This is a genomic window from Nocardia sp. SSK8, from assembly GCF_037034205.1.
Taxonomy (GTDB): Bacteria; Actinomycetota; Actinomycetes; order Mycobacteriales; family Mycobacteriaceae; genus Nocardia.
Genome location: NZ_JBAGKD010000003.1, coordinates 301,895 through 326,927, shown reverse-complemented (window position 1 = coordinate 326,927; position 25,033 = coordinate 301,895). Strand labels below are relative to the sequence as shown.

Sequence of the window (25,033 nt, the reverse complement as noted above, 5' to 3'; positions counted from 1 at the left end):
GTGGCAGCGCTGGAAGTCACCGCACCAGTCTGCCCGCCGCCGCTGGTCCGTCCGGCAGGGGCCCTGGCCCGCTGCGAGCACCGTCACCCGGCCGGACCGATGGCGGCGAGCAGGCGCACCGTCGGGCCCCTCGGCGCACCCGTGCGATCCCTGGGCAACCTCAACAACACTCCAGGTCAACGTGCTGTGCGGTACGGCACAGGAGGGGACTCGGCCGCATCAGGGGTCGCTTCCGAGTGCGGTTCTATGACCCCCGTCACAGAACAGGACGGCCGTCCAGGGAATTTCCCTCGAAAATGCGGGAAATATCTCCTTGCGGTCGGAACGACCCGGCTGACATGGCACAATAGGCACATGCACGCAACTGGAGTACGACTCGTGGCCCGTCGCCACGTCGACTTCCAGCGTGTCTGCAGCGCCTGTTGTCGGCCCGGTTTCCCCCGGTAGCGCAGCGGCGTCCACGCCCGGGTCTCCCCCGGTGCCATCGACTTTCATCGGCCCGCTGACCACCTGACGCGAGCCAGCCCCTCGCGCCTTCAGCACGGATGTACCACCCACCCCCGCAGGAGCGACCCCACATGACGTCGAGCACCGACGCCGCTGCGACCGAGCAGCCGCCGCAGGCCCGTCCCGAGCGCGAGCGCCGCGTCCGGCCCGACCGGCCCGCCAGTGATGCCCCGGTGGCGCCGCGCGCCCGCACCGGCAAGCCCGTGCGCCGCCGCTCCGAAGGCCAGTGGGCCCTCGGCTACCGCGAGCCGCTCAACCCGAACGAGCAGTCCAAGAAGGACGACAACCCGCTCAACGTGCGCGCGCGCATCGAGAACATCTACGCCAAGGGCGGCTTCGACTCCATCGACAAGGCCGATCTGCGCGGCCGCTTCCGCTGGTGGGGCCTCTACACCCAGCGCGAAGAGGGCTACGACGGCACCTGGACCGATGACGACAACATCGACCTGCTCGAGGCCAAGTACTTCATGATGCGGGTGCGCTGCGACGGCGGCGCGCTCAATGTCGCGCAGCTGCGCACGGTCGGTGGCATCTCCACCGAGTTCGGCCGCGACACCGCCGACCTGTCCGACCGCGAGAACGTCCAGTACCACTGGATCGAGGTCGAGAACGTCCCGGAGATCTGGCGGCGGCTCGAGTCGGTCGGCCTGCACACCACCGAGGCCTGCGGCGACTGCCCGCGCGTCATCCTCGGTTCGCCGCTGGCGGGCGAGTCGCTCGACGAGATCATCGACCCCACCCCGGCCGTGGACGAGATCGTCAAGCGCTACATCGGGAAGAAGGAGTACTCCAACCTTCCCCGCAAGTTCAAGACCGCCATCTCGGGCCAGCAGGACGTGGTGCACGAGATCAACGACGTCGCCTTCATCGGCGTGAACCACCCCGAGCACGGGCCCGGCCTGGACCTCTGGGTCGGCGGCGGCCTGTCCACCAACCCGATGCTGGCCCAGCGGGTCGGCGCGTGGATTCCGCTCGACGAGGTGCCCGATGTGTGGGAGGGCGTGGTCTCGGTGTTCCGTGACTACGGCTACCGCCGCCTGCGCACCAAGGCCCGCCTGAAGTTCCTGATCAAGGACTGGGGCATCGAGAAGTTCCGCCAGGTGCTCGAGGACGAGTACCTGAAGCGCAAGCTGATCGACGGGCCCGCGCCCGAGCAGCCGGAGAAGCCGATCGACCACGTCGGCGTGCAGAAGCTGCGCAACGGTCTCAACGCCGTGGGCTTCTCCCCCATCGCAGGCCGCGTCTCGGGCACCATCCTGAGCAAGGTCGCCGACGCCGCGGAGAAGTACGGCTCGGACCGCATCCGCTTCACCCCGTACCAGAAGCTGATCATCCTCGACATCGCCGACGACCAGGTCGACGCGCTGATCGACGAGCTGGAACCGCTGGGTCTGCAGGCCCGTCCGTCGATCTGGCGGCGCAACCTGCTCGCCTGCTCCGGCATCGAGTTCTGCAAGCTGTCTTTCGTCGAGACCCGCAAGCGCTCGCAGGTGCTGGCCCCGGAGCTCGAGCAGCGCCTGGCCGACATCAACGCCCAGCTCGACGTGCCGATCACGATCAACATCAATGGCTGCCCGAACTCGTGCGGCCGGTCCCAGATCGCCGATATCGGCTTCAAGGGCCAGCTCGTCGACGACGGCTCCGGGAATCAGGTCGAGGGCTTCCAGGTTCATCTGGGTGGCAGCCTGGGCCTGGACTCCGGATTCGGCCGCAAGCTGCGTCAGCACAAGGTCACCAGCGTGGAGCTCGGCGACTACATCGAACGCGTCGTGCGCAACTTCGTGAAGAACCGGGAAGCCGGGGAACGCTTCGCGGTGTGGGCCGTGCGCGCCGACGAGGCCGACCTCCGATAGTCGATGAGGAGATCCCCCCAGTGACAACGAATCTCGCGGCGAAACTGTCCGAAGACGAACTGCGCGCGCTCGCCGAGCAGGGCGCGGCCGAACTCGGCCCCGACGCCTCGGCCGCCGACCTGATCGCCTGGACCGACCGGACCTTCGGCACCGGCTACATCGTGGCCTCGAACATGCAGGACGGCGTGCTGGTCCATCTGGCCGCGCAGACCCGCCCCGGCGTGGATGTGCTGTTCCTCGACACCGGTTACCACTTCGCCGAGACCATCGGCACCCGCGACGCGGTCGAGGCGGTGTACGGCGTGCACGTAGTCAACGCGCAGCCCGAACACAGCGTCGCCGAGCAGGACGAGTTGCTCGGCAAGGATCTGTTCGCCCGCGACGCGGGCGAATGCTGCCGCCTGCGCAAGGTGGTACCGCTGACGAAGTCGCTGGCGGGCTACAACGCCTGGGTCACCGGCATCCGCCGGGTGGAGGCGCCCACCCGCGCCAACGCGCCGCTGATCTCCTTCGACGAAGCTTTCGGACTGGTGAAGATCAACCCGATCGCACCGTGGTCCGACGACGAGATGCAGGCCTACATCGAGGCCAACGGCATTCTCGTCAATCCCCTGGTGGAGGAGGGTTACCCGTCCATCGGCTGCGCGCCGTGCACGCGCAAGCCCGAGCCGGGGTCCGATCCGCGCAGTGGCCGCTGGGCCGGCCTCGCCAAGACCGAGTGCGGATTGCACCAATCATGACCATCACCACCTCTGGGAGTGAGCCTGTGAGTACCCACACCACCGAACGCGAGCTCGGCCTGACCGAGTTCGACACCCTCGCGGCGCTGGAGTCCGAGGCGATCCACATCTTCCGTGAGGTCGCCGGCGAGTTCGAACGGCCGGTGATCCTGTTCTCCGGCGGCAAGGACTCCACGGTCCTGCTGCACCTGGCGCTCAAGGCCTTCTGGCCCGCGCCGCTGCCGTTCGCGCTGCTGCACGTGGACACCGGGCACAACCTCGACGAGGTGCTCGAGTTCCGCGACAAGGTGGTCGAGAAGTACGGCCTGCGCCTGCACGTGGCCTCGGTGGAGGAGTACCTGGCCGACGGGCGGCTCACCGAGCGTCCCGACGGCATCCGCAACCCGCTGCAGACCGTCCCGCTGCTCGACGCCATCACCGAGCACCGCTTCGACGCGGTCTTCGGCGGCGGCCGCCGCGACGAGGAGCGGTCGCGCGCCAAGGAGCGGATCTTCTCGCTGCGCAATGCCTTCGGCCAGTGGGATCCCAAGCGTCAGCGGCCCGAGCTGTGGAACCTCTACAACGGCAAGCACGCCCCGGGTGAGCACGTGCGGGTGTTCCCGCTGAGCAACTGGACCGAGCTCGACATCTGGCGCTACATCGCGCGCGAGGACATCGACCTGGCCAGCATCTACTACGCCCACGAGCGCCCGGTGTACCAGCGCGACGGCATGTGGATGACCCCCGGTGTGTGGGGCGGCCCGAACGAGAACGAAGTGCTCGAGACCCGTTCGGTGCGCTACCGCACCGTCGGCGACGGTTCCACTACCGGCGCCATCATCTCCGACGCCGCCGACAACGAGGCCATCCTGGCCGAGGTCGCCGCGTCCCGACTGACCGAACGTGGTGCGACCCGTGGCGACGACCGCGTGTCCGAGGCCGCCATGGAAGACCGCAAGCGAGAGGGTTATTTCTGATGTCCGACCTATTGAGGCTGGCCACCGCCGGTTCTGTCGACGACGGCAAGTCAACCCTGGTCGGACGGCTGCTCTACGACACGAAGTCCGTGCTGGCCGATCAGATCGACGCGGTCACCCGTGCCTCGGTCGACAAGGGTCTGTCCACCCCGGACCTGTCGCTGCTCGTCGACGGCCTGCGCGCCGAGCGTGAGCAGGGCATCACCATCGATGTGGCCTACCGCTACTTCGCCACGCCCCAGCGGTCTTTCGTGCTCGCCGACACCCCCGGCCACGTGCAGTACACCCGCAACACGGTCTCCGGCGCGTCCACCGCGCAGCTGGTGATCCTGCTCGTCGACGCGCGCAAGGGCGTCATCGAGCAGACCCGCCGCCACGCCGCCGTGCTGGCGCTGCTGGGTGTGCCGCGCCTGGTGCTGGCCGTGAACAAGATCGACCTGGTCGAGAACCCGGCCGAGGTGTTCGCCGAGATCTCGGCGGAGTTCAACACCCTCACCGCGAAGCTGGGCTGGGCCGATTCCGACGTGCTCGAGATCCCGGTCTCGGCGCTGCACGGCGACAATATCGCCAGCCGGTCGGAGAACACCCCGTACTACGACGGCCCCTCGCTGATCGAGCACCTGGAATCGGTGCCGGTGGACGCGGATTCGACCGGTTCGCACGCCCTGGGCCTGCGCTTCCCGGTGCAGTACGTGATCCGTCCGCGCACCGCCGAGTACCCCGACTACCGCGGGTACGCCGGTCAGATCGCGGCGGGCTCGGTGTCGCCCGGTGACGAGATCGTGGTGCTGCCCTCGGGCAAGCGCACCACCGTCGAGCGCATCGACACCCCCGACGGCGAGCTGGCGGTCGCGCAGGTGGGCCGCAGCGTGACGCTGCTGCTGGCCGACGAGGTCGACATCTCGCGCGGTGACATCATCGCCTCCCCCGCCGACGCGCCCGAGCCGATCGACACCTTCGACGCGACCGTCTGCTGGCTCGGTGACAAGGCGCTGCGCCCCGGTGCGCGGCTGCTGCTCAAGCACGGTGCCAAGACCACCCAGGCGATCGTCGGCGCGCTCGTGGAGCGGTTCGACGAGCAGACCCTGACCGCGCAGGAGAGCCCGGAGTCGCTGGAGCTCAACGACATCGGCCGCGTCTCGCTGCGCCTGGCCGAGCCGATCCCGGCCGACGACTACCGCACCAACCGGCACACCGGGTCGTTCCTGCTGATCGACCCCGCGGGTGGCAACACCCTGGCCGCCGGTCTGGTCGGCGACGTGCTGACCTCCGTCGAGGTCGGTTCCGCCGTCTGATGACGCCCACGCTCGCACCGCTGCGCGGCCCCACCGTGGTGCCGCGCGGCGGTGGCGGGCCTGCGTTGCTCGCGGTCGCCCACGGCAGCCGCGATCCCCGCTCGGCGGCGACCATGGCGGCCGTGGTCGCCGAAATCGCCGCCGCGCGCCCGGACCGCACGGTCCGTCTGGCGTTTCTCGACCTCAGCACCCCGTCGGTGGACCAGGTCGTCGACAACCTCGCCACCCAGGGCCACCGCGACGTGATCGTGGTCCCTCTCCTCCTGGGCAACGCGTTCCACGCCCGCGTCGACCTGCCCGCCCTGCTGGCCGAGGCCGCGCGGCGTCACCCCCGGCTGCGGTTCACCCAGGCCGATGTCCTCGGCCCCGATCCGCTGCTGATCGCGGCACTGAGCGATCGCGTCACCGCCGTATCGCGACACCCGGTAACCGCATCCGTTGATCGCGCCCAGTCGCCCGCCGCTCCCGCATCGCGCGGATTCTCCGCACCGGCCACTGCCCAGCCCGCACAACTGGCCCCGGCCTCGGCGCACCCGGCTCCGACCTCGGCGCCGCCGTCACCCGCCGGTGCGCCGCAGGCGTCCCCTCCTGCTCCGCTGTCATCGGGGACGCGATTCCCGACCGGGTTGGGCATAGCCGTGGCGGCCGTGGGGTCGCGTGACCAGGCGGCCAACGCGCGCACCGCCGCGGTGGCGGAACGGCTGGCGGCGATGACCGGGCTGCCGACGGAGATCTGCTTCGCCACAGCCGAACCCGGTGTCGAACTCGCCGCCGTACGGCTGCGGGCCCGCGGTGCCGAGCGCATCGTGGTCGCGCCGTGGTTTCTCGCGCCGGGGCTGCTCACCGATCGGTTGCTGGCCGCCGCTCCTGATCTCGTCCACGCCGAGGTCATCGGCTCGCACCCCGCCCTGACCGAGGTGGTCTGGGCCCGATACGACAGCGTGATCGCCGCCGAACTCGAGCTGTCGGCGTAATCGACCGCAGAGTAGACGGTTCCGGCACGCCATTGGCTGACTCGGTGCTGACCGTGCCGACTCCGGCGACAGGTAGCGCGCGGCAACGAGGTACCTCGGCGATCTCGCGCGGCGCTCGGCGAGGGCCCGGCGCGCGTGCGGCAGGGTCTCGGTGATCACGGGTCATCGTCGTGCCGGGTCCGGCACCGAACATCCGAAGTCGGCTACGGTGCCGAGGGTTTCGGGAATAGGGCCGATGCGATCGGGGTACTGAGACAGGGATTCAGCCGTCACCGGGGGGTACCTTGACCGAGATCACGCACCACGAGCCGGAAACATCCACCGCCACCAAGACTTTCGTGTTCGTCCACGGGCTGGTGAGCAACAGCTTCTTCTGGGGACCCGTGGTCCGCGAGCTGGCGCTGCTCGGGCATCGCGGCCTGGCGGTCGATCTTCCCGGCCACGGACTGGACGCACCGATCCCGCTCTCGTACCAGGCACCGCAGGATCTCGCCGCCTTCACGACCGGTGGATCACCGCTGGCCACGGTCACTTTCGCGGACAATGTGGCGCACGTGGTCGATACCGTGCGGCGGGTGCGCGGGCACGGTCCCGTCGTCCTGGTCGGCCACAGCCTCGGCGGAATCACCCTCGGCGCGGTCGCCGGAGCAATCCCCGAGGACATCCACCGGCTCGTCTACGTCTCCGCGTTCTGCCCCGCCACCGAGGCGGCACCCAGCGCCATGGCCCTGGCCGCGGCTCCGGAAGCCGTACCCGATGTCGGGGGCCCCGACCCCGACAACTCCCTGTTCCTCGGCCTCGACGCCGTGCCGCCCGGCATCATCCGCTTCAACCTGCGCTCGGGCGATCGCGCGGCGATCGAGGACTTCCGGCGCGTCAATATGCCCGAGGCCACCCTGGAACAGACGCTCACCGTGCTCAACTACGCCATGCAGCCCGAGGACAGCGCCCACACCCAGTTCGCCGAGGCCCGCGTCGACGCCGCCACCTGGGGCCGCGTCCCCCGCAGCTACATCCGCCTGACCAGGGACAATGTCCTCACGAGCGCTCTCGTCAGCAAGATGATCGGCGACGCCGACCGCCTCACCCCGGACAACCCCTTCGACGTCCACACCCTCGACGCCGGTCACGTGGGCGTCGTCCTCCGATCGCGCGAACTGGCGGAGATCCTCGACCGCCTCACCTGATCCCACCCGTCGCCCCCAGTGACCCAGCTCACCCTCACGCCGCTTTACTATATACCCCCCAGGGGTATACGTTGATTTCAACGCAAGCGACACCGAGAGGGCAAAGACGATGACCACCAACCTCCACACCGACCACCACAACCACGCCGCACCCGCCACCGCCGCACCCCACGCCGGTCACGACGCCCACGCCGGTCACGACGCCGGAGTCCCGGGTGGCCTGCGCATCACCCAGGACGGCTACACCCTCGATCTCGACACCACGATCGCCGCGCCCGGCGAGATCGACTTCCGGTTCCGGATCCTCGGCCCGGACGGCCGACCGGTGACCGAGTTCGATCCGATCCACGATCGCGAGCTGCACCTGATCGTGGCGCGCCGGGAACTCACCGGGTTCTGGCATGCGCATCCCCGCCGCGAACACGACGGCACCTGGGTGATCCGGCTCGACCTGCCCGAGGCGGGCGCCTACCGCGTGTTCACCGATATCGCGCCGCGCGCCCTCGGCCGCACCATCACCCTCGGCGCCGACCTCGCCCTCGCGGGTCACTATGCGCCGCAGCCGGTTCCGGCCGTAAGCAGGACCACGACGGTCGATGGCTACGAGGTGACCGTCGACGGCGAGCTGCGCGAGGCGGGCGAGCTGCTCACCCTGACCGTCCACAAGGACGGCGAGCCGGTCACGGATCTACAGCCCTACCTGGCCGCCTTCGGACACCTGGTGATCCTGCGCGCCGGTGATCTCGCCTACGTCCACGTGCACCCCAATGGCGAGCCGGGCGACGGCGTCACCCCGGCCGGTCCCGGAATCGCCTTCCACACCGCGGTTCCCGGCCCGGGCACCTACCGCCTGTTCCTCGATTTCCGGCACGGTGACGTGGTCCGCACGGCGGCCTTCACCCTCACCACGGAAACCGCGACCCCGCGGCACGACCCGCACGCGGGACACCACCACCATCACTGACCACGTCGGCACACGGCGCCGTTACCCCTACCGGGTAGCGGCGCCGTCGGCGTTTCCGGACCCGTTCACCCCGCGAGCAGCCGGTCCGCGATCGCCCGGGCGGCGTCCACCCGCGCCGGATCACCCACCTGCCGGGCGATATTGGCGGCGCTGACCACCGCGTCGAGCTCGAACATCAGCTGCTCCGGATCGGCCCCGGCGAAGTCGCCGAGCTGCTGTGCCTTGCGGATCTCGGTGGTCAGCAGGGCCAGCCACTCGTCCCGGTCGGCCACCACGGCATCGCGCACCGGGCCCTGCTTGCTGCTGAACTCGGCCAGCGTGGCGACGCGGAAACAGCCGCCGGGGAAGGGTGGTTCGTCGATGTGGGCGAACCAGCGCTCGATGAGCGTGCGGATCCGGCCGATGCCCGCGGGCTCGCGCAGGCTCGGCGCGATCACCCGCTCGATGAACACCTCGCGCGCGGTCTGCACGGCCGCGAGTTGCAGGGCCTCCTTGGTGCCGAACAGCGTGGCGATCCCGCTCTTGCTGATCCCGAGGTCGGTGGCGAGCATGCCGATGCTGATGCCGTCGAGCCCCGCCACCGAGGCGAGTTCGGCCGCGCGGCGCGCGATGCTCGCCCTGGCGCGGGCGCCCTTGGCCAGGCGCTGGTCGGTCAGCTGGGTCATGGACCCCATTGTTCCACCACCTCTTGCCTACCTGAACGATCGGTCGTACTTTTATCTACGAACGATCGTACGTTCTTATTTCTCCCTGTGAAGGACCTCTCCCATGACCGATGTCTCCGCCCGGCCCGAATCCCCGCCGTCAGGTCCCACCGGTGCCGCGGGCCGCACCCTGGCCGTCGCCGCGGGTGCCGCGTTCATCGCCTTCCTCGACCTCTCGGTGGTCAATATCGCGTTCCCGACCATCGCCGCCTCCTACCCCGGCACCGCGACCAGCACGCTGACCTGGATCGTCAGCGGTTACGCGATCGCCTTCGCCGCCCTGCTCACCCCGGCGGGCAGGCTCGCCGACGTCCTCGGCAGGCGCAGGCTGTTCGCGCTGGCGCTGGCAGCCTTCGCCCTCACCTCGCTGCTGTGCGGACTCGCGCCGGGCGCGGACTGGCTCATCGCCGGACGCGTATCGCAGGGCATGGCGGCGGCATTCATGGTTCCGGCGGCGCTGGCACTCGTGCTGGCGGCCACGCCCCGGGAGAAGATCGGCGGTGCCATCGCCGTGTGGACGGCGGCGGGCGGTTTCGCCGCGGTGGTCGGTCCGGCCGTCGGTGGCGCGCTGGTCGAGAGCCTGGGCTGGCGGGCGGTATTCCTGGTCAATGTGCCGGTGGCGCTGGCGCTGATCGTGCCCGGACTGCGGCTGCCCGGGGCCGACGAGCGCCGCGCGAATACCCTGCCCGATCCGGTGGGCACGCTCGCCGTCGCGGTCGGGCTCGGCGCGGTGGTCGCCGCGGTCACCGAGGGCCAGACCTGGGGCTGGACCGCGCCCGGGACCCTCGCCGCGCTGCTCGGCGGTGCCGCGCTCGTGGGGTTCGCGCTGGTGCGGTCGCGGCGTCATCCCGAGCCCGCGGTCGCCGTCGGGCTGTGGCGGAGCAGGCAATTCGCGCTCGCCAACGCGGGGTCGTTCCTGTTCACCGCGACGATGTTCGCCTGGCTGCTCGCCGGGCCGATGTTCCTGGACGCGCTGTGGGGCTATTCGGTGCTGGAATCGGCGGCGGCGCTCACGGTGGGTGCGGCGGCGTCGATGGTGAGCTCGGTGCTCGTCGGGCGGATCACCGATGCGCGGGGACAGCGCTGGGCCGGGGTCACCGGCGCGCTGCTGTACACGAGCGCACTGGTGTGGATGAGCACCGACGCGTTCGGGCCCGATCCCGCGCTGTGGTCGGCGTGGGTGCCCGCCGGGCTGCTCGGCGGGGCCGGGATCGGCATCGTGGTGACCGTGCTCGGCACCGCGGCCGCGCGGGCACTGCCCCCGCAGCAGTTCGCGGTCGGGATCGGCATGAACGTGACCTCCCGCCAGGTCGGCGGCGCACTCGGTGTCGCAGTGCTGGCCGCGGTCTTCACCGCGATTCCCGATGACACCCTGCGCGCCTTCCACACCCTGTTCGCCGTGTGCGCGGCGCTCGGTGGCGCGGTCGCGCTGCTGCTCGCCGTGCCGTCACTGACCGCCGATCGAACCCAGGAGTAACGAGATGCCTTCTCCCACACCACTGACCGGACCGTTCACCGAAGCCGACGACCCGCTGGTACTGCCCCCGGACCAGGCGAGCGCGCTGGTGCGCGCGGCACCCTGGCGCCGGTTCGCCGTGCTGGGCGACTCGATCGCGGCGGGCACCGGCGATCCCAGCCCCGGTTACGCGCCCGGCGGCTGGGCCGACCGTGTCGCCGCCACCCTGTCGACGGTGAATCCCGGCCTGGTCTATCGCAATACCGGACGCATCGGCGCGACGAGTGGCCAGGTTCGTCGTCATCAGCTGCCCGAGATCCTGGCCTTCGCACCGGATCTCGTGCACGTCAGCTGCGGTGGCAACGACCTGTTCGAAGCCGACGGCGACCTGAACCGGTTGCGGGACAACCTCTCCGCGATCCTCGACGCACTGTCCGGGACAGGAGCACAGCTGTCGATCTTCACCGTGGCCGATGTGTGGACCACCGAGCGGATGGCGCCGATGCGCGCGATGCGTCCTCGCATGGCCGAGCTGAACGCGGTGATCCGGGAGGTGGCCACCGAGTTCGACGCGGTGCTGACCGAATTCTGGGACCACCCGCTGCGGCTGCGGCCGGGGCTGATGAGCGCCGACCTCATCCACTTCACGACGAGTGGGCACGCGGTGGTCGCGGGTGAGGTCGTCCGGGCGCTGGCCGCACGACTGTCCCGCGACTGATCCGGGCCGCCGGAGCCGACTGTGATGTCCGCGGAGCGCGTGGACTCGCGGCGTCGGCAGCTGGACCAGAACAGTCGCCACGTGCCCTGTCAGCTGTTCCCCTCGACCAGTTCCCTACCGAGGGCGACGAGTTCGGCCCGGATCTCCGGCGGCCCGACCACCTCGACGTCGGCACCCCAACCGGCGAGCTGACGGGCGACCATCTTCGGGGTGTCGGCGGTGATCCGGGCGCGGATCCGGCCGTCGTCGGCGGGGCCGAGCAGGGTGCAGTGGCGGCCCTGCTGGTCGGCGAGGATCGGGGCCAGTGCGGTGGAGACCAGGACGGTGGCCGCGGCGGCGGACCGGCGGTCTTCCATGCTGGTGACGATGCGGGACCACTCTTCGCGCAGGTCGAAATCGGCGGGGCGGTCGAAGGATTCGTCGAGGACCTCGACGGTGGCGATGCGGTCGAGGCGGAAGGTGCGGCGGCCGCGGTCGGTACCGGCGATGAGGTACCAGCGCGCGTCCTTCTCGACCAGGCCCCACGGATCGACGGTGCGCGTGGTGCGGGTGCCCGCCCGCGCGTAGTCGATGCGCACCCGGTGGCGGTCCACCACCGCGCGCTGGAGATCGGGGAGGGTGGGCGGCTGGTCGGTGTCCGGGCGGCCCCAGCGCGCCGGATCGACGACGACCGCGTCGGCGGCCGCGGCGGCCTCGGCGCGGAACGTCTGCGGCAGGGCGCGCACCAGCTTGCGCAGAGCCGATTTCAGTTCCGGGGCGGCCTCGGCGGCGGGGCCCGCCAGCAGAAACAGCGCGCGGGTCTCGCCCGCCGTCAGGCCGGACAGGTCGGTGCGGGCGCCACCGATCAGTGACCAGCCGCCGCCCCGGCCCGGCTGCGGATACACGGGGATCCCCGCCGCCGACAGGGCCTCGAGATCGCGGCGGGCCGTCGCGACCGAGACCTCCAGTTCGGCGGCGATCTCGGCCGCCGTCACCCGTCCACGCGCCTGCATCACCAGCAGGGTGGCCACCAATCTGTCCGCTCGCATATTCGAAGATTCTGCCGAATAAAGTGCTCATTCGGTGAGCACTTTGGCTGGCATAGTCGTTCCCGACACCACAACGACACCAGGAGCCCCCATGCTGCGCGGAATGGCCACCACCACCTACTACGCCGACGATCTCACCGCCGCCAAGGACTGGTACACCGAGTTCCTCGGCATCGAACCGTATTTCGAGGTGCCGGGCGGGTACTACGAGTTCCGGGTCGGCCCGATGCAGGCCGAGCTGGGCATCATCAATCGCGCCTACGCCCCGGCGGGCGCGCACCATGCCCCCGGTGGCGGCGGCGTGGTGTTCTGGCACGTCGACGACCTGGCGGCCACCGTCGCCCGCCTGCTCGCGCTCGGCGCCACCGAGTACGAGCCGATCACCGAGCGGGGCGACGGCGCGGGCTTCGCGACCGCCGCGGTGCTGGACCCGTTCGGCAATGTGCTCGGGATCATGACCAATCCGCATTTCGTCGCGATGACGGCGGCGGTCGCGGCGGCGCGGGGTTAGCCGAACCAGCGCTCGAGGACGGTGGCGACACCGTCCTCGGCGACATCGCCGGTCACCTCGTCGGCCAGCGCGAGCACCGCGTCGGGCGAGCCCGCCATGGCCACCGAGTGCGCCGCCCAGCGCAGCATCTCGCGATCGTTGAAACCGTCACCGATGGCGAGGGTCGCCTCGGGCGCGACGCCGAGGGAGCGCCGGAGCCGTTCCAGCGCCCAGCCTTTCGACACGCCGCGCCGCGACACGGTGAGCCACGGCCCGTACTCGCCGTGCACCCAGGACGCGTCGGGTACCTCGAGCGAGGCCATCTGGCGCAGCATCTCCTCCACCGAACCGCCGGGCCACCAGCCGTTCAGGCGGGGTGTCGGCTCGCTGCTGAGGACCTGATGGTCGACGAGCTGGAACTCGCCGATCGAGAACTCCCCCGGCCCCTGCCCGGTCGCCCAGGTGCCGATACCCACCCGTTCCGCGGCGAAGACCATCTCCGGGAACAGGGCCAGCAGCGCGAGCACCGCGGGCCCCGGATCGAACGCCTGCACCGCCACCGGCTCGCCCTTGGCCACATCGACGTGCACGGCGCCGTTGGAACACAGCGCATGCCCCTCGGTGAGCCCGAGCTCGTGCAGCACCGGCCGCGTGGTGAGCACCGTGCGCCCCGTGGTCACCACCACATGCGCCCCCGCCGCCACCGCCGCCCGCACCGCCGCGATCACCCGCGCGCGCACCGCGAACCCCGTCGCCAGCAGGGTCCCATCCACATCGAGCGCGATCAGCTTCGGCGCTCCCCCGAGTACAGCCACCAGCCCATTGTGCCCGCCCCCACCGACACCCACCCCCACTTTCCCACCCTGACCTGCGAGCCGAATACCTTCCCCCACCCCACATCCGGAACCCGTCATCCCGAGCCCCACCGCGCCACCGGGCTCACCGTGCGGCACGGAGCCGGACGGTGGCGCCAGAAACGCCGAGGCGCCTCGAAGTCCCCGCCGCCCCTGCCACCTCCGACACACCGACTCGAAAAGCCCACGGACATCACCTGATCCAGGCCGCGCCCACCCCACGCCACCCGCGCCCGCGGAACCACCGCACCAGCCGCACCCGCGCACCCCGTGGCAGCGCGCCACCGCCACCTGTTTCTTGCCATGTTTCAGCGACCAGGTCGGCGACGCTGCCGTCGGACAGCCGCCCAGGCTGTAGCCGAGGGCCTCGCGGCGAGACGCGTTCACCCCGCTGGCTCTCGGTGGCGCCGGGCAATGGCGGGTGCCTCGCGAGCCAGGCTTCCGCAGCGTGGTCAGGCTGCCGGTGGGAGACCGCGACCGCTGAATCGGTCAGCGGCGCGAGCCGCCCCCACCGCCGCCACCTCCACCGCCGCCACCCCCACCGCTGGCGCCGCCGCCCTTCGAGGAGCCGCCGGAGGACGAACCGCCTGTCGACGAGCCACCTTTCGAGCCGCCCGAGGAGGAGCCGCCGGTGGAGGACGAACCGCCCTTGGCGGAGCCGCCGGTGGACGCGCCGCCACCCGAGGCCCCACCGGATACGCCGCCACCCATACCACCGCCGCCTGCGCGGCCGCCGTCGGAGGCACCACCGCCACCACCGGACGTACCACCACCAGCCGAAGCACCGCCGCCACCACCAGAGGCACTGCCACCCGAAGCACCACCGCCGCCAGTACCGCCGCCCGAGGAATCGCCGCCCCCGGAGCCACCGCCCGAAGCGCCACCACCGGAGGCTCCGCCGCCACCGGATGCACCGCCTCCGCCCCCTGACGCACCACCACCGCCGGACGCGCCGCCACCGCCCGAAGCGCCACCGCTGGAACCATCGCCGCCCGATGTTCCACCGCCACCTCCGCCGGTCGCACCGCCACCGGATCCACCGGCTGACGCGCCACTGTCGGACCCGCCGCCGGTCGCGCCACCGCCCGACGCACCACCATCGGACCCGCCCGTCGCGCCGCCACCGGACGCGCCGTCGCCTGATCCACCACCTGTCACACCGCCAGGGGACGAACCCGGGCTGCCCGGTGACGTACCGCCGGTCGAGCCTCCCCCGGTGGAACCATCCCCGGTTCCACCGGGAGAAGTCTGGCCGGTGCCGGTGGGGTCGGAAGGTGTTGTGCCGGGCGCGGTTCCGGGGATCGAGGAGCCGATGTCGCCGGGCAGGCCGGTGCCGGGGTTGGGGGTTCCGTCCGAGGGCGTTCCGGTGGACGGCGAGCCGGGGATCGAGGAGCCGGGGTCGGTGCCGGGGCCGGTCGGGGTGCCGGGAATCGAGGGGGTGCCGGGGGTCGGGCCGGGGCCCGAGATCGGGCCGGGCTGGTCGGGGGTGCCGGGTTTGGTGGGGGTTTTGCCGGGCTGGGTGGTGCGGTCGGAGAAGGGCAGGGGGTTGATGAAGCGGGCGGGGTCGCCGTAGGTCGTGCGGGCGAGGAGCGGTGAGCGGCAGTCGTTGTTCGCGTTGGGCTGGCCCGAGGTGCCGCGTTCGCCGCCGCTGGTCGCCTTGCCGGGGGTGTCGCCGGTGCCGAGGAACATCTCGTAGGCGGTGCGGGCGGCCGCGGTCGCGCCGACGATGCCCGCGCCCACGCGGCCGGTGGCCGGGTCGACGGCGCCGAGCAGGCCGGAGGCCCGGGCCGCGACGAGGTCGGCGCTCATGTCGTAGAGCAGCGCGTCGGTGGGGGCGCCGAGGGCGGGGAAGCGATCGAGGACGGGGGTCAGCCCGGGGTCGAAGGGGCTGCCGAACACCGTCATGGCCGACATGGCGAGCGCGGAGACCACCGCGGCGCTGGAGAACACGGCCACGTGTGGTCCGGCGCCGGTGCTCGGCTGTTCGGGGGCGAAGGTGCGCGCGGCGAGCGCGGCGGCACCGGCGGCGGTGACCTGGGCCGGATCGGCCACGGTGACCAGCGGGACACCGAGTTCGGCGAGCGTGCCCGCCACTTCGGGTGCGCGGGTGGCCCCGCCGACGACCAGGATTCGCGACAGGTCCGCCAGCCGCAGCCCTGCGCTCGCGACCGTCTTGCTGACCAGCGGGAAGGTGTCGCGAATGTGCTCGCTGCGCAACGCGTCGATGTTCACCATGGCGGTGAGCGTCTGCGTCGCCCGGCCGCCGCGCGGTGAGCCCGCGTAGCGAGCGACCATCTCCCCCAGCGGCTTTCCGCCGAAATCGGTGGAGCGCACCGGCGGGCCCACCATCGGATGCTGCGGCCAGTCCGGGCCCACCCGCAGCACCGTGAGATCCAGACTCGTCGCGCCGAGGTCGTAGACGAGCACGAAACCCGGTTCCAGTGGCCCGTTCTGGACCTCGAGCCATTCGGCGGCCGCCACCGGTTCGGGCGCGAGCAGCACCTGACCCGCCCCGGCCAGGTGCAGCGCCTGGCCCAGCAGCGCGACCTGCTTGTCGGTGTAGATCGCGGGGTAGGTCATGACAATGCCCGCCGCCGGTTCGGTCAGCTCGATCAGCCCGGTGACGACCGCGGCGATCAGATTGGTCGCCGAGTAGAACCGCCCGCCGATCACCATCGGCTCCGGATCGCGGCTCAGATCCGCGAAATCGGTGATCGCCGAGGCGAAGTCGTTGATCGCGCCGATCCGCGGCCTGCCCGCGGTGTCGAAGGTGAGTGCGGTGCGCCGTGTGCGCACCGCGGGCTTGGCCGGATCCTCGGCGACCACCGCCGAGATCGCATTGACCGCACCGATGCTTAAACCCAGACCTCTGGTCATGTATTTGCTATCCCGTCAACGCACCGTGACCACGTCCAGCACGCGAGCGCACCATGTGGCCGCGGTCGTCTTCCAAACAGCCCGCACAGATTAACCGGGCCATGGCCGAATTGCTGCGCGATTGATACGAAAGACGGGACTTTGGACCCTTGTTAGGGGATCGACGCAGGTGAACGACCATGCGGACAACCGTCCAGTCCCCTCGACGTCACGAAATCGACTGACAGACTCCGAGATTCAGCTACCGACGAGTAATCACCTGACGCGTCGGCAAAACACATTCTTACGGTTTGTTATGGCCGGATTCGAATGCACTTACCGACTGGTAATCAATTCATTTGATGCCGACAAGATTTCACCGATCCGGAAATTCTAGGCGGCGGTGAGAAGTACACGCCGCTTCTCATGACGCGTCAATGCCACGACGGATTCCCGCCAGCGTGGCCGCACTCCCGGCGGTTGACTCGAAGTACGGGGACGCTGCCGAGCGGATCCCCGAATATCAAGGGAGAGAAGGGAATACGTATGTCCACGCGTTTCACGGACCAGGTCGTGCTGATCACCGGTGCCGGTTCCGGCATCGGCCGGGCGGTGGCCCTGCGTGTCGCGTCCGAGGGCGCCGCGGTGGTGCTGGGTTCACGCGGCAAGGACCAGGGCGAGCGGGTCGCCGAGCAGATCCGGCAGGCGGGCGGACGGGCGCTGTTCGTGCCGACCGACGTGACCGTGGAGGCCGATGCCGCCGCGCTCACCCAGGCCGCGCTCACCGAGTACGGCAGGCTCGACGCCGCTTTCAACAACGCGGGCGCCATCTCCACCTCCGGGCCGATCGCCGAGATCGACGACGCGGGCTGGCGCGCCGAGCTGGACCTGAACCTGACCGGTGTCTTCTACGGGCTCCGCCATCAGGTGCCCGCGATCATCGCCTCCGGTGGCGGCGCGATCCTGAACAACGCCTCCAATCTGGGCGTGGTCGGGATGGCCTCGGTGGCACCGTATGTGGCGGCCAAGCACGGCGTGATCGGGCTGACCCGGTCGGTGGCGCTGGAGACGGCGGCGGCGGGCGTGCGGGTCAACGCGCTGGTCTCCGGCGCGGTCGACACGCCCGCCTACCGGTCCTCGATGGGTGCCACGCCCGAGGGCGAGGCGATGGTCGCGGCGCTGCATCCGATCGGGCGGATCGCCCGGCCCGAGGAGATCGCGGCGCTGTGCGCGTTCCTGCTCAGCCGGGAGGCCTCGTTCGTCACCGGGTCGGCGGTCGCGGTGGACGGCGGGTTCACCGCGCAGTGAGCACGACGAAGGCCCGCCACGTCATCCCAGTAGACGTGGCGGGCCTTCGCGGTGAAACGTCAGCCGCGCGCGAGCAGGCGCTTGAGCGAGCCTGTTCGCGGAGCCGCGGCTCCTCCGGCGCGCGCCTGGGGTCGGCGGGCGCGCACCAGACGGTCGAATTCCTGTGCGTCACGCACGGGTTCGGCCAGCGTGCCCGCGTTGAAATCGGCGGCGAGCTGCTGGACGGTCTCCTGCGCACAGGACTTGTTCGTCCCGATGAAACCGGTCGGACCACGCTTGATCCAACCCGTCACATACGTACCGGTCACGACCTCACCCTCGGGAGCGGTCAACACCCGGCCCTGCGCGTTCGGGATGACCCCGCGCGCGTCATCGAACGGCAGGTCCTTGGTCGGGACACCGCGGTAACCGACCGAGGTGAGTACCACGCCCGCCTCGAGCAGCTCGGTCTCGCCGGTCGGCACCGCGCTGGCGCGGCCCGATTCGTCGGTGACCAGCTCGTTGCGCTCGACCCGCACGCCAGTCACGGCGTCGGCGCCGAGGATCTCCACCGGCGAAGACAAGTAGCGGAGCACGATGCGCCTGCGCTCCCCGAAGGGCCGCTTCGCCACGCTGTGCAGCAGGCGCAACTTCTGCTCCACCTTGTACGGCAGGTCGGCGGTGACCTCGGGCAGCTCCCCTTCGATCGCGATATCGATATCGGCGGCCAGCAGGCCGACGAACTCGGGCACCGTGAACGCCGACTCCGCCGGACCACGACGACCCAGGATCACGACCTCTTCGACCTTGCTCTCGCGCAATGCCTGCAACGCGTACGGCGCGATATCGGTGTCGGCCAGGGTAGCCGGATCGACGGTCAGGATACGGGCGACGTCCAGGGCGACGTTGCCGTTGCCGACGATCACCACCCGCTTCTGATCCAGATCGAACTGGTCCTCGGCGTGATCAGGATGACCGTTGTACCAGGCCACGAAGTCGGTCGCGGAAACACTGCCCGGCAGGCCCTCGCCGGGGATACCCAGCTTGCGGTCCGAGGACGCGCCCACCGCGTAGATCACGCCGTGGAAGTGCTCGAGCAGCTCGGCGTGGGTGATGTGCTTGCCGATCTCCACATCCAGGTAGGTCGAGAAGTCGTCCTGCTTCGACATGATGTCGAACAGGTCGGCGACCTTGCGGGTCCGCTTGTGATCGGGCGCGACGCCGAGCCGGGCCAGACCGTAGGGCTGCGGCAACCGGTCGAACATCGTCACCGAGACACCCGGCTGGGTCAGCAGCTCGTCGGCGGCGTACATCGCCGAGGGACCGGAACCGACCACCGCGACCCGCAGCGCCGCGCGCCGGGTATCGATCGCGGGCGGCATCACCGGGCGGGCCAACGTCGGCCGATCCCGCTGGATCCGGTAGAAGTCCGCGTTGATCTCGATGAACGGCTTCTGCTCGTCGGTCAGCTTCTTCGACGAGGTGATCGCGTCGACAGGGCAGGCCGTGGCGCAGGCGCCACAGTCCACACACGCCGCCGGATCGACGTAGAGCATCTCCGCGGTCAGGAAGTCCGGCTCGTCCGGAGTCGGATGGATGCAGTTGACCGGGCAGGCGTAGACGCACGAGGCGTCGCTACAGCACGACTGCGTGACGACATAGGGCATGGGTGACCGTGCCTCAGGCCACTGCGTGCTTGACGGAGCGCTTGGGCTCCGAGCGGTAGCGGCTCGACGGACCGTCGATGCCGAGCAGCTTCCAGACCCGCTTGGCGACCGGGTTCATCAGACCGACCTCGTCGGCGAGCGCGCGCACGTCGATGAAGTAGTCGGCGAAGACCTGCTTGGCCTCCTTGGAGCCGTAGAACAGCTCCTTGCGCACGTCGGCGGGCATGTCGAACTGCTTGAAGAAGCTCTTCGGCGGCGTCGCGATGGCGCGGCCGAGGATGAACATGATCGTGGGCATCGCGATCGACAGCACGAACTTGTTGAACGGGCGCTGGGCGGGCACGTTCTTCTTCAGGAACTCGTGGGCGAAGGAGATGTGGCGGGCTTCCTCGGCCACGTGGATCGCCATCACGCCGCGCATGATCGGGTGGATGTCGTCACCCGAGCGCAGGATGTCCTTCTGGATGTGGTCGATCGGCTCCTCACCGGCCAGCACGGCCATGAAGAACAGGTTCGGCATCAGCGCGCCGACCGGGGCGGCCAGGTGGCGCAGCTGACGCACGAGCGGGTTCATGCCCGGCACGTCGGCGACCCGGTTGACCATCTCCTGGAACATCAGGGTGTGGTTGTGCTCTTCGATCATCTCGTGCGAGCAGTACCGGAATTCCGGATCGTTGTTCTTCAGATTGAAGATGTGCTGCATCATGCCGATGATCAGGATGGCCTCGAACTGCAGGCCGACCTTGGCGACATTGGCCTGGCGGACCTTGCCGATCTCGATCTTCTTGTCCAGCGGCAGGGCCTGATACCAGGGGTGGCGGCCGATCGGGTCGGCGGAGGTGACCAGGACCCAGCGCTCGGGCTTGTGGTCGGGGTCGAACTCCGGGTTGTCCCAGTCGATGTCCTCGAACGGGTCGAAGTGGCGGTTGACCGACGCCTCCGACAGCATCAGCAACTTCTCGGCGTACGCCTGAGCCTCCGCGACTACGGGATCGACGTCAGGGGTGGTGGGCGCAGACATCGTCGTCACTGCCTCTCCTCAAGGGACGTTTACTGTTTCCAATAGTTACACCTACGAGGAGTCACGTCAACTCTGGCGAGGGCGCGGATTCACCCGTTCGGCGCGTCGAGATCGCGGCCGGAAAAGCTACTCACCAGTAAAAATGGCTCTACCTGTGACACTGCGTCATGCACAGATGCCAGCGGCACGGGGCGAGTCGGCGAAAATTCCTTCCCGCCGAGCGCGTCGCGGGCCGAAATCGGACCGTCGGTACCGGTTAACCTGCGCGAACTCCCGCCACGGACCGGACCGCGCGGGCCCCGCGCACACGACGAGGGCCCCGCGACGTGCTGTCGCGGGGCCCTCGTGCGGGTACCGGTGGCTCAGGCCGACGGCAGATCCGGGATGCGGGTGGCGCGGGCGTAGACGGTCTCGCCCTCGTTCAGCCGCAACGCCGCAGCATCGCCGCGGGTCACCTGGGCGGCGAACTGGTCGCCGGTGGCCGCGTTGCGCAGCTCGAGGCGCACCTCGAAGCCCAGCCGCACGATGCGTTCCACAGTGGCCCGGGTGACCCCGGCCGACTCCGCGGTGCCCTCGTGCTCGGCCAGCGCCATGCTCGGGTCACGCCCGATGCGGATGTCGTGCGGGCGCACCAGGTGGCCGTTGAGCCGGGCCACCGCGCCGAGGAACGACATGACGAACTCGTTGGCGGGCCGGTCGTAGACGTCCTCGGGGGTACCGACCTGCTCGATACGGCCCTTGTTCATCACCGCGATCCGATCGGCGACGTCGAGGGCCTCCTCCTGGTCGTGGGTGACCAGCACGGTGGTCACGTGGACCTCCTCGTGCAGCCGACGCAGCCAGGTGCGCAGATCGGTGCGCACCTTGGCGTCGAGCGCGCCGAAGGGCTCGTCGAGCAGCAGCACCTGCGGGTCGACCGCCAGCGCGCGGGCCAGCGCCATGCGCTGCCGCTGACCACCCGAGAGCTGCGCCGGGTAGCGGTGCTGGAAACCATCGAGGCCGACGATGCCGAGCAGCTCGTCGACGCGCTTGTCGATCTCCTTCTTGGGCCGCTTGCGGATGGTCAGGCCGAAGGCGACGTTGTCGCGCACGGTCATGTGCTTGAACGCCGCGTAGTGCTGGAACACGAAGCCGATATCGCGCTTCTGCGGCGCCACGTGGGTGACGTCGTTGCCCGCGATCCGCACGATGCCCGAGTCCAGCGATTCCAGGCCCGCGATCGAGCGCAGCAGCGTGGACTTGCCGGAACCGGACGGGCCGAGCAGCGCGGTCAGCTCGCCGGAGGTGATGTCGATGCTGACATCGTCGAGAGCGGCGAAGGAACCGTAGTTCTTGCGCGCGTTGGTCACGGTGATCATTCGGTGCCCCGCTTGCGTTCGAGGAGAGTCATCAGAAGGAGTACGACCAGGGCCATGCCCATCAGCAGGGTGGCCGCGCTGTAGGCGCCGAAGGTGTTGTGGTCGTCGATGTAGCGCCCGTGCACGAGCAGCGTCAGGGTCTGCGACTTGCCCGGCATGGCGGTGGAGACCATGATCACCGCGCCGAACTCGCCGAGCGCGCGGGCCACGGTGAGCACCACGCCGTAGGTCAGGCCCCAGCGGATGGCGGGCAGGGTGATCCGCCAGAAGGTCTGCCAGCCCGAGGCGCCCAGGGTGGCCGCGGCCTGTTCCTGGTCGTCGCCGATCTCGTGCAGCACCGGCTCGACCTCGCGCACCACGAACGGCAGGGTGACGAAGATGGTCGCGATCACCATGCCGGGCAGGCTGAAGATCACCTTGAACCCGAGGTTCTCCAGCCCACCGAACCAGCCGCCCGCGCCCCACAGCAGGATCAGCGAGACGCCGACCACGACCGGCGAGACCGCGAACGGCAGATCGACGATGCCCTGCAGCAGGCTGCGCCCGGGGAACTTGCTGCGGACCAGCGCCAGCGCGGTGATCACGCCGAACACGACGTTCAACGGCACCACGATGGCCACGATGATCATCGACAGCTGGAACGCCGAGATCGCCGCGGGCGTGGTGATCTGGTCGATGAACGCCCCGATCCCGTTCTCGAAGGTGCGCAGCAGGATGATCACCAGCGGCAGCACCAGCAGGATGCCCAGGTACCCCAGCGCGATCGTGCGCAGGGACAGCCGGGTGAACAGCGACAGCTTCATCGGGCGGCCTCTTCCTTGCGCGCGGTCCGCTCGGCCAGCAGGCGCAGCACGAGCAGGCTCACGAAGGAGATCACCAGCAGCGCCACCGAGACCGCGGCGGCGTTGACCGGCCGGTCGACCTCGATCTGCTGCTGGATGTACTGCGAGGTCATCTGGGTCTCGCGCGGGATATTGCCGCCGATGAGGACCACCGAGCCGTACTCACCGATCGCCCGGGCGAAGGCCAGGCCGCCGCCGGAGATGATCGCCGGGGTCAGCGTGGGCAGCACGATGCGGCGGAAGGTGATCCAGTTGCTCGCGCCCAGCGACAGCGCCGCCTGCTCGACCTCCCGGTCCACCTCGATCAGCACCGGCTGCACCGAGCGCACCACGAAGGGCAGCGTGACGAAGGCCAGCGCCACGATCAGGCCGGGCTGGGAGGCGTTGAGATGGATGTCGAACGGGCTGTTCGGGCCGTAGAGCGAGAGCAGCACGATCGAGGCGACGATGGTCGGCAGCGCGAACGGCAGGTCGATCAGCGCGTTGACGACGCCCTTGCCCCAGAAGTCGTCGCGCACCAGCACCCAGGCGATGAGCGTGCCCATCAGCACGTTGATGATCGCGACCACCACCGAGACGGTGATGGTGATCCGCAGCGAGTCCAGCGCCGAGGGCGCGGTGACCGCGTCCCAGAAGCCGGACCAGCCGTCATCGAAGGAGCTGACGGTCAGCGCCGCCAGCGGGAGCAGCACGATCACGCTGAGCCACAGCACGGCCACGCCGATGCCGACCGGGCCCACCGAGCCGGTGACCCGCAGCCACGACCGGCGACGGGCCGACGGCGGGGTGGCCGTCGGTTTTTCGGGTTCTACGGCACCGCCGGGATCGAGAGTGTCCTCGATCCCGGCGTGCCCACTGCTGTCAGTCACAGTTGTCCAGTATCGCGTGTGCGCTGGGTCACGACCTACTTGGTGGCCTGGTCGTAGATCACCGCGACCTTGCCGGTGCCCTGGGCGAACAGTTCCTTGTCGACGGACTTCCAGCCACCGAGGTCGTCGATGGTCCACAGCTTCTCCGGCTGCGGGAAGTCGGCGGCGAACTCGGCGGCGACCTTCGGGTCGACCGGGCGGAAGCCCGCCTGCGCCCAGGCCCGCTGGCCCTCGGGGGTGAACAGGAAGTCGCGGAAGGCGGTGGCCTTGGCCGGGTTCTTGGCGTTCTTGAGCACCGCGACCGGGTTCTCGATCTTGAAGGTGATCGGCGGGTTGATGTGCTCGATCGGGTCGCCGTTGCGCTCGGCGAAGATGGCCTCGTTCTCGTAGCTCAGCAGCACGTCACCGGTGCCCTGCAGGAAGGTCTCGGTGGCCTCGCGGCCCGACTTCGGCTGCACCTTGACGTGCTCGGGCGAGATCAGCTGAGACAGGTAGTCCAGACCGGCCTGCGGGTTCTTGCCACCCTCGCTCTTGGCCGCGTACGGCGCGAGCAGGTTCCACTTGGCCGAGCCCGAGCTGAACGGATTCGGGGTGACGACCTCGACACCGGGCGCGAGCAGGTCGTCCCAGTCCTTGATGTTCTTGGGGTTGCCCTTGCGCACAACCAGGGTGACGACCGAGCCGAACGGGATGCCCTTGCTCGCGTCGGCGTTCCAGGTGGACTCGACCAGACCGGCGTCGACCAGGCGGGTCACGTCCGGCTCGACCGAGAAGTTCACCACATCGGCCTCGGCGCCGTCCTTGACCTTGCGCGACTGGTCGCCCGAGGCGCCGTAGGAGGCCTGCACCTGCACGCCCTTGCCCGCCTCGGTCTTGTTGAACTCCGGCACGACCTTGTCGAAGCCGGGCTTGGGCACGGCGTAGGCGTAGAGGTTGATGGTTCCGCCGCTGCCGTCGGCGGTCGACTCGCCGTCGACCGAATCGCTGGCGCCACCGCCGCAGGCGGTCAGCGCGACCGCGGCGACGGCAGTGAGAGCGACAGCGGCCGCGCGACGGCGCGAGCCGATCCAGGTGTTGCGAGACATCGGGGTGAACCTTTCGGAAAGGACCTGTCCGGCAACGTCGTTCGTTGCGGCAGGACTTGCACATGTCGATCGGTAGACCTGCCGCGTGGTGGATCCGCGGCAGTTGGCGCGACTCGGGCCCGCTGGCCCCCGGAGTTCGGACTACGACTGCGAAAGGAAAGCGCGCGCCAGTCTACTGGGCAGGAACGCGCAGACGTGTCCGGTGGCCGATCATCGACAGAGAATGTCCGCGACCGCGAGGTCGCCGACAGCGATCAACGCCAGTTCATGGCGGATCTGCGGGGCGACACTCGACGACACAGGCAGACTGTAGCAGATTGCG

The 25,033-nt window shown here is 69.9% G+C and carries 22 protein-coding genes; 11 read left to right on the top strand and 11 right to left on the bottom strand.

What is annotated here, in order from left to right; translation table 11 throughout:
- Positions 1-578 precede the first annotated feature (578 nt).
- From WA675_RS08265 to WA675_RS08235, 7 genes are all read left to right on the top strand, one after another.
- Positions 579-2,360 (top strand): nitrite/sulfite reductase, encoded by a 1,782-nt coding sequence (locus tag WA675_RS08265; RefSeq protein WP_336083304.1) that lies wholly within the window; start codon positions 579-581, stop codon positions 2,358-2,360.
- 20 nt (positions 2,361-2,380) lie between these two features.
- Complete coding sequence (locus WA675_RS08260) at positions 2,381-3,100, top strand: phosphoadenylyl-sulfate reductase (protein ID WP_336083303.1); 720 nt, start codon at positions 2,381-2,383, stop codon at positions 3,098-3,100.
- A complete protein-coding gene (gene cysD, locus WA675_RS08255) occupies positions 3,097-4,056 on the top strand; it encodes a sulfate adenylyltransferase subunit CysD (protein WP_442945573.1) in 960 nt (319 codons plus the stop codon). The genes WA675_RS08260 and cysD overlap by 4 nt, the downstream gene beginning before the upstream one ends.
- Positions 4,056-5,351 carry a sulfate adenylyltransferase subunit 1 gene (locus WA675_RS08250; protein WP_336083299.1) on the top strand — a complete coding sequence of 432 codons (1,296 nt, stop codon included), beginning with the start codon at positions 4,056-4,058 and terminating at the stop codon, positions 5,349-5,351. Before cysD ends, WA675_RS08250 begins: the two co-directional genes overlap by 1 nt.
- Positions 5,351-6,325, top strand: coding sequence for a sirohydrochlorin chelatase (locus tag WA675_RS08245; protein ID WP_336083297.1), 975 nt, complete (start codon positions 5,351-5,353; stop codon positions 6,323-6,325). Before WA675_RS08250 ends, WA675_RS08245 begins: the two co-directional genes overlap by 1 nt.
- 284 nt (positions 6,326-6,609) lie before the next feature.
- Positions 6,610-7,512, top strand: coding sequence for an alpha/beta hydrolase (locus tag WA675_RS08240; RefSeq protein ID WP_336083295.1), 903 nt, complete (start codon positions 6,610-6,612; stop codon positions 7,510-7,512).
- Between the two features lie 109 nt (positions 7,513-7,621).
- A complete protein-coding gene (locus WA675_RS08235; RefSeq protein ID WP_336083293.1) occupies positions 7,622-8,476 on the top strand; it encodes a hypothetical protein in 855 nt (284 codons plus the stop codon).
- 65 nt (positions 8,477-8,541) lie between these two features.
- On the opposite strand, the gene WA675_RS08230 is transcribed toward WA675_RS08235, so the two are convergent.
- Positions 8,542-9,150 carry a TetR/AcrR family transcriptional regulator gene (locus tag WA675_RS08230; protein WP_336083291.1) on the bottom strand — a complete coding sequence of 203 codons (609 nt, stop codon included), beginning with the start codon at positions 9,148-9,150 and terminating at the stop codon, positions 8,542-8,544.
- 94 nt (positions 9,151-9,244) lie between these two features.
- Here WA675_RS08230 and WA675_RS08225 point away from each other — a divergent pair, with 94 nt between their 5' ends.
- Positions 9,245-10,657 carry an MFS transporter gene (locus WA675_RS08225; RefSeq protein ID WP_336083289.1) on the top strand — a complete coding sequence of 471 codons (1,413 nt, stop codon included), beginning with the start codon at positions 9,245-9,247 and terminating at the stop codon, positions 10,655-10,657.
- Positions 10,658-10,661: 4 nt separating this feature from the next.
- Positions 10,662-11,354: an SGNH/GDSL hydrolase family protein gene (locus WA675_RS08220; protein WP_336083288.1), complete on the top strand. Its 693-nt coding sequence runs from the start codon at positions 10,662-10,664 to the stop codon at positions 11,352-11,354.
- A gap of 89 nt (positions 11,355-11,443) precedes the next feature.
- Here the strand turns inward: WA675_RS08220 and WA675_RS08215 are convergent, their stop codons facing one another.
- The gene (locus tag WA675_RS08215) at positions 11,444-12,382 is read right to left on the bottom strand and encodes a helix-turn-helix transcriptional regulator (RefSeq protein WP_336083287.1); all 939 of its coding nucleotides are present in this window, start codon (positions 12,380-12,382) and stop codon (positions 11,444-11,446) included.
- A gap of 91 nt (positions 12,383-12,473) precedes the next feature.
- Here WA675_RS08215 and WA675_RS08210 point away from each other — a divergent pair, with 91 nt between their 5' ends.
- Positions 12,474-12,893, top strand: coding sequence for a VOC family protein (locus tag WA675_RS08210; RefSeq protein ID WP_336083286.1), 420 nt, complete (start codon positions 12,474-12,476; stop codon positions 12,891-12,893).
- On the opposite strand, the gene WA675_RS08205 is transcribed toward WA675_RS08210, so the two are convergent.
- Positions 12,890-13,687 carry an HAD family hydrolase gene (locus WA675_RS08205; RefSeq protein ID WP_336083285.1) on the bottom strand — a complete coding sequence of 266 codons (798 nt, stop codon included), beginning with the start codon at positions 13,685-13,687 and terminating at the stop codon, positions 12,890-12,892. The genes WA675_RS08210 and WA675_RS08205 overlap by 4 nt on opposite strands.
- 528 nt (positions 13,688-14,215) lie before the next feature.
- Complete coding sequence (locus tag WA675_RS08200) at positions 14,216-16,603, bottom strand: Hsp70 family protein (protein WP_336083283.1); 2,388 nt, start codon at positions 16,601-16,603, stop codon at positions 14,216-14,218.
- Between the two features lie 525 nt (positions 16,604-17,128).
- Between WA675_RS08200 and WA675_RS08195 the strand changes: the two genes are divergently transcribed.
- Positions 17,129-17,890, top strand: coding sequence for an SDR family NAD(P)-dependent oxidoreductase (locus WA675_RS08195; protein WP_336083281.1), 762 nt, complete (start codon positions 17,129-17,131; stop codon positions 17,888-17,890).
- Positions 17,891-17,949: 59 nt separating this feature from the next.
- On the opposite strand, the gene WA675_RS08190 is transcribed toward WA675_RS08195, so the two are convergent.
- The 7 genes from WA675_RS08190 to WA675_RS08160 form a co-directional block, all read right to left on the bottom strand.
- Positions 17,950-19,536, bottom strand: a complete 1,587-nt coding sequence (locus tag WA675_RS08190) for an FAD-dependent oxidoreductase (protein WP_336083279.1) — start codon at positions 19,534-19,536, stop codon at positions 17,950-17,952.
- A 13-nt stretch (positions 19,537-19,549) separates the two neighbouring features.
- On the bottom strand, positions 19,550-20,557 hold the full coding sequence (locus WA675_RS08185; protein ID WP_336083597.1) for an AurF N-oxygenase family protein: 1,008 nt from the start codon (positions 20,555-20,557) through the stop codon (positions 19,550-19,552).
- A 362-nt stretch (positions 20,558-20,919) separates the two neighbouring features.
- Complete coding sequence (locus WA675_RS08180) at positions 20,920-21,915, bottom strand: sulfate/molybdate ABC transporter ATP-binding protein (RefSeq protein WP_336083277.1); 996 nt, start codon at positions 21,913-21,915, stop codon at positions 20,920-20,922.
- Complete coding sequence (gene cysW, locus WA675_RS08175; protein ID WP_336083276.1) at positions 21,912-22,718, bottom strand: sulfate ABC transporter permease subunit CysW; 807 nt, start codon at positions 22,716-22,718, stop codon at positions 21,912-21,914. The genes WA675_RS08180 and cysW overlap by 4 nt, the downstream gene beginning before the upstream one ends.
- On the bottom strand, positions 22,715-23,599 hold the full coding sequence (cysT, locus tag WA675_RS08170) for a sulfate ABC transporter permease subunit CysT (protein WP_442945583.1): 885 nt from the start codon (positions 23,597-23,599) through the stop codon (positions 22,715-22,717). Before cysT ends, cysW begins: the two co-directional genes overlap by 4 nt.
- 62 nt (positions 23,600-23,661) lie before the next feature.
- Entirely contained in the window at positions 23,662-24,711 is a 1,050-nt protein-coding gene (locus WA675_RS08165) for a sulfate ABC transporter substrate-binding protein (protein ID WP_336083274.1), read from the bottom strand.
- 210 nt (positions 24,712-24,921) lie between these two features.
- Positions 24,922-25,011, bottom strand: a complete 90-nt coding sequence (locus WA675_RS08160) for an Ms4533A family Cys-rich leader peptide (protein WP_336083272.1) — start codon at positions 25,009-25,011, stop codon at positions 24,922-24,924.
- Positions 25,012-25,033 lie beyond the last annotated feature (22 nt).

Excerpts from the sequence above, each read along its gene's own strand:
- WA675_RS08265 (WP_336083304.1), top strand. The coding sequence starts at position 579 with ATGACGTCGAGCACCGACGCCGCTGCGACCGAGCAGCCGCCGCAGGCC.
- cysD (WP_442945573.1), top strand. The coding sequence starts at position 3,097 with ATGACCATCACCACCTCTGGGAGTGAGCCTGTGAGTACCCACACCACC.
- WA675_RS08250 (WP_336083299.1), top strand. The coding sequence starts at position 4,056 with ATGTCCGACCTATTGAGGCTGGCCACCGCCGGTTCTGTCGACGACGGC.
- WA675_RS08245 (WP_336083297.1), top strand. The coding sequence starts at position 5,351 with ATGACGCCCACGCTCGCACCGCTGCGCGGCCCCACCGTGGTGCCGCGC.
- WA675_RS08235 (WP_336083293.1), top strand. The coding sequence starts at position 7,622 with ATGACCACCAACCTCCACACCGACCACCACAACCACGCCGCACCCGCC.
- WA675_RS08230 (WP_336083291.1), bottom strand. The coding sequence starts at position 9,150 with ATGGGGTCCATGACCCAGCTGACCGACCAGCGCCTGGCCAAGGGCGCC.
- WA675_RS08225 (WP_336083289.1), top strand. The coding sequence starts at position 9,245 with ATGACCGATGTCTCCGCCCGGCCCGAATCCCCGCCGTCAGGTCCCACC.
- WA675_RS08220 (WP_336083288.1), top strand. The coding sequence starts at position 10,662 with ATGCCTTCTCCCACACCACTGACCGGACCGTTCACCGAAGCCGACGAC.
- WA675_RS08215 (WP_336083287.1), bottom strand. The coding sequence starts at position 12,382 with ATGCGAGCGGACAGATTGGTGGCCACCCTGCTGGTGATGCAGGCGCGT.
- WA675_RS08210 (WP_336083286.1), top strand. The coding sequence starts at position 12,474 with ATGCTGCGCGGAATGGCCACCACCACCTACTACGCCGACGATCTCACC.
- WA675_RS08200 (WP_336083283.1), bottom strand. The coding sequence starts at position 16,603 with ATGACCAGAGGTCTGGGTTTAAGCATCGGTGCGGTCAATGCGATCTCG.
- WA675_RS08195 (WP_336083281.1), top strand. The coding sequence starts at position 17,129 with ATGTCCACGCGTTTCACGGACCAGGTCGTGCTGATCACCGGTGCCGGT.
- WA675_RS08190 (WP_336083279.1), bottom strand. The coding sequence starts at position 19,536 with ATGCCCTATGTCGTCACGCAGTCGTGCTGTAGCGACGCCTCGTGCGTC.
- WA675_RS08185 (WP_336083597.1), bottom strand. The coding sequence starts at position 20,557 with ATGTCTGCGCCCACCACCCCTGACGTCGATCCCGTAGTCGCGGAGGCT.
- WA675_RS08180 (WP_336083277.1), bottom strand. The coding sequence starts at position 21,915 with ATGATCACCGTGACCAACGCGCGCAAGAACTACGGTTCCTTCGCCGCT.
- cysW (WP_336083276.1), bottom strand. The coding sequence starts at position 22,718 with ATGAAGCTGTCGCTGTTCACCCGGCTGTCCCTGCGCACGATCGCGCTG.
- WA675_RS08165 (WP_336083274.1), bottom strand. The coding sequence starts at position 24,711 with ATGTCTCGCAACACCTGGATCGGCTCGCGCCGTCGCGCGGCCGCTGTC.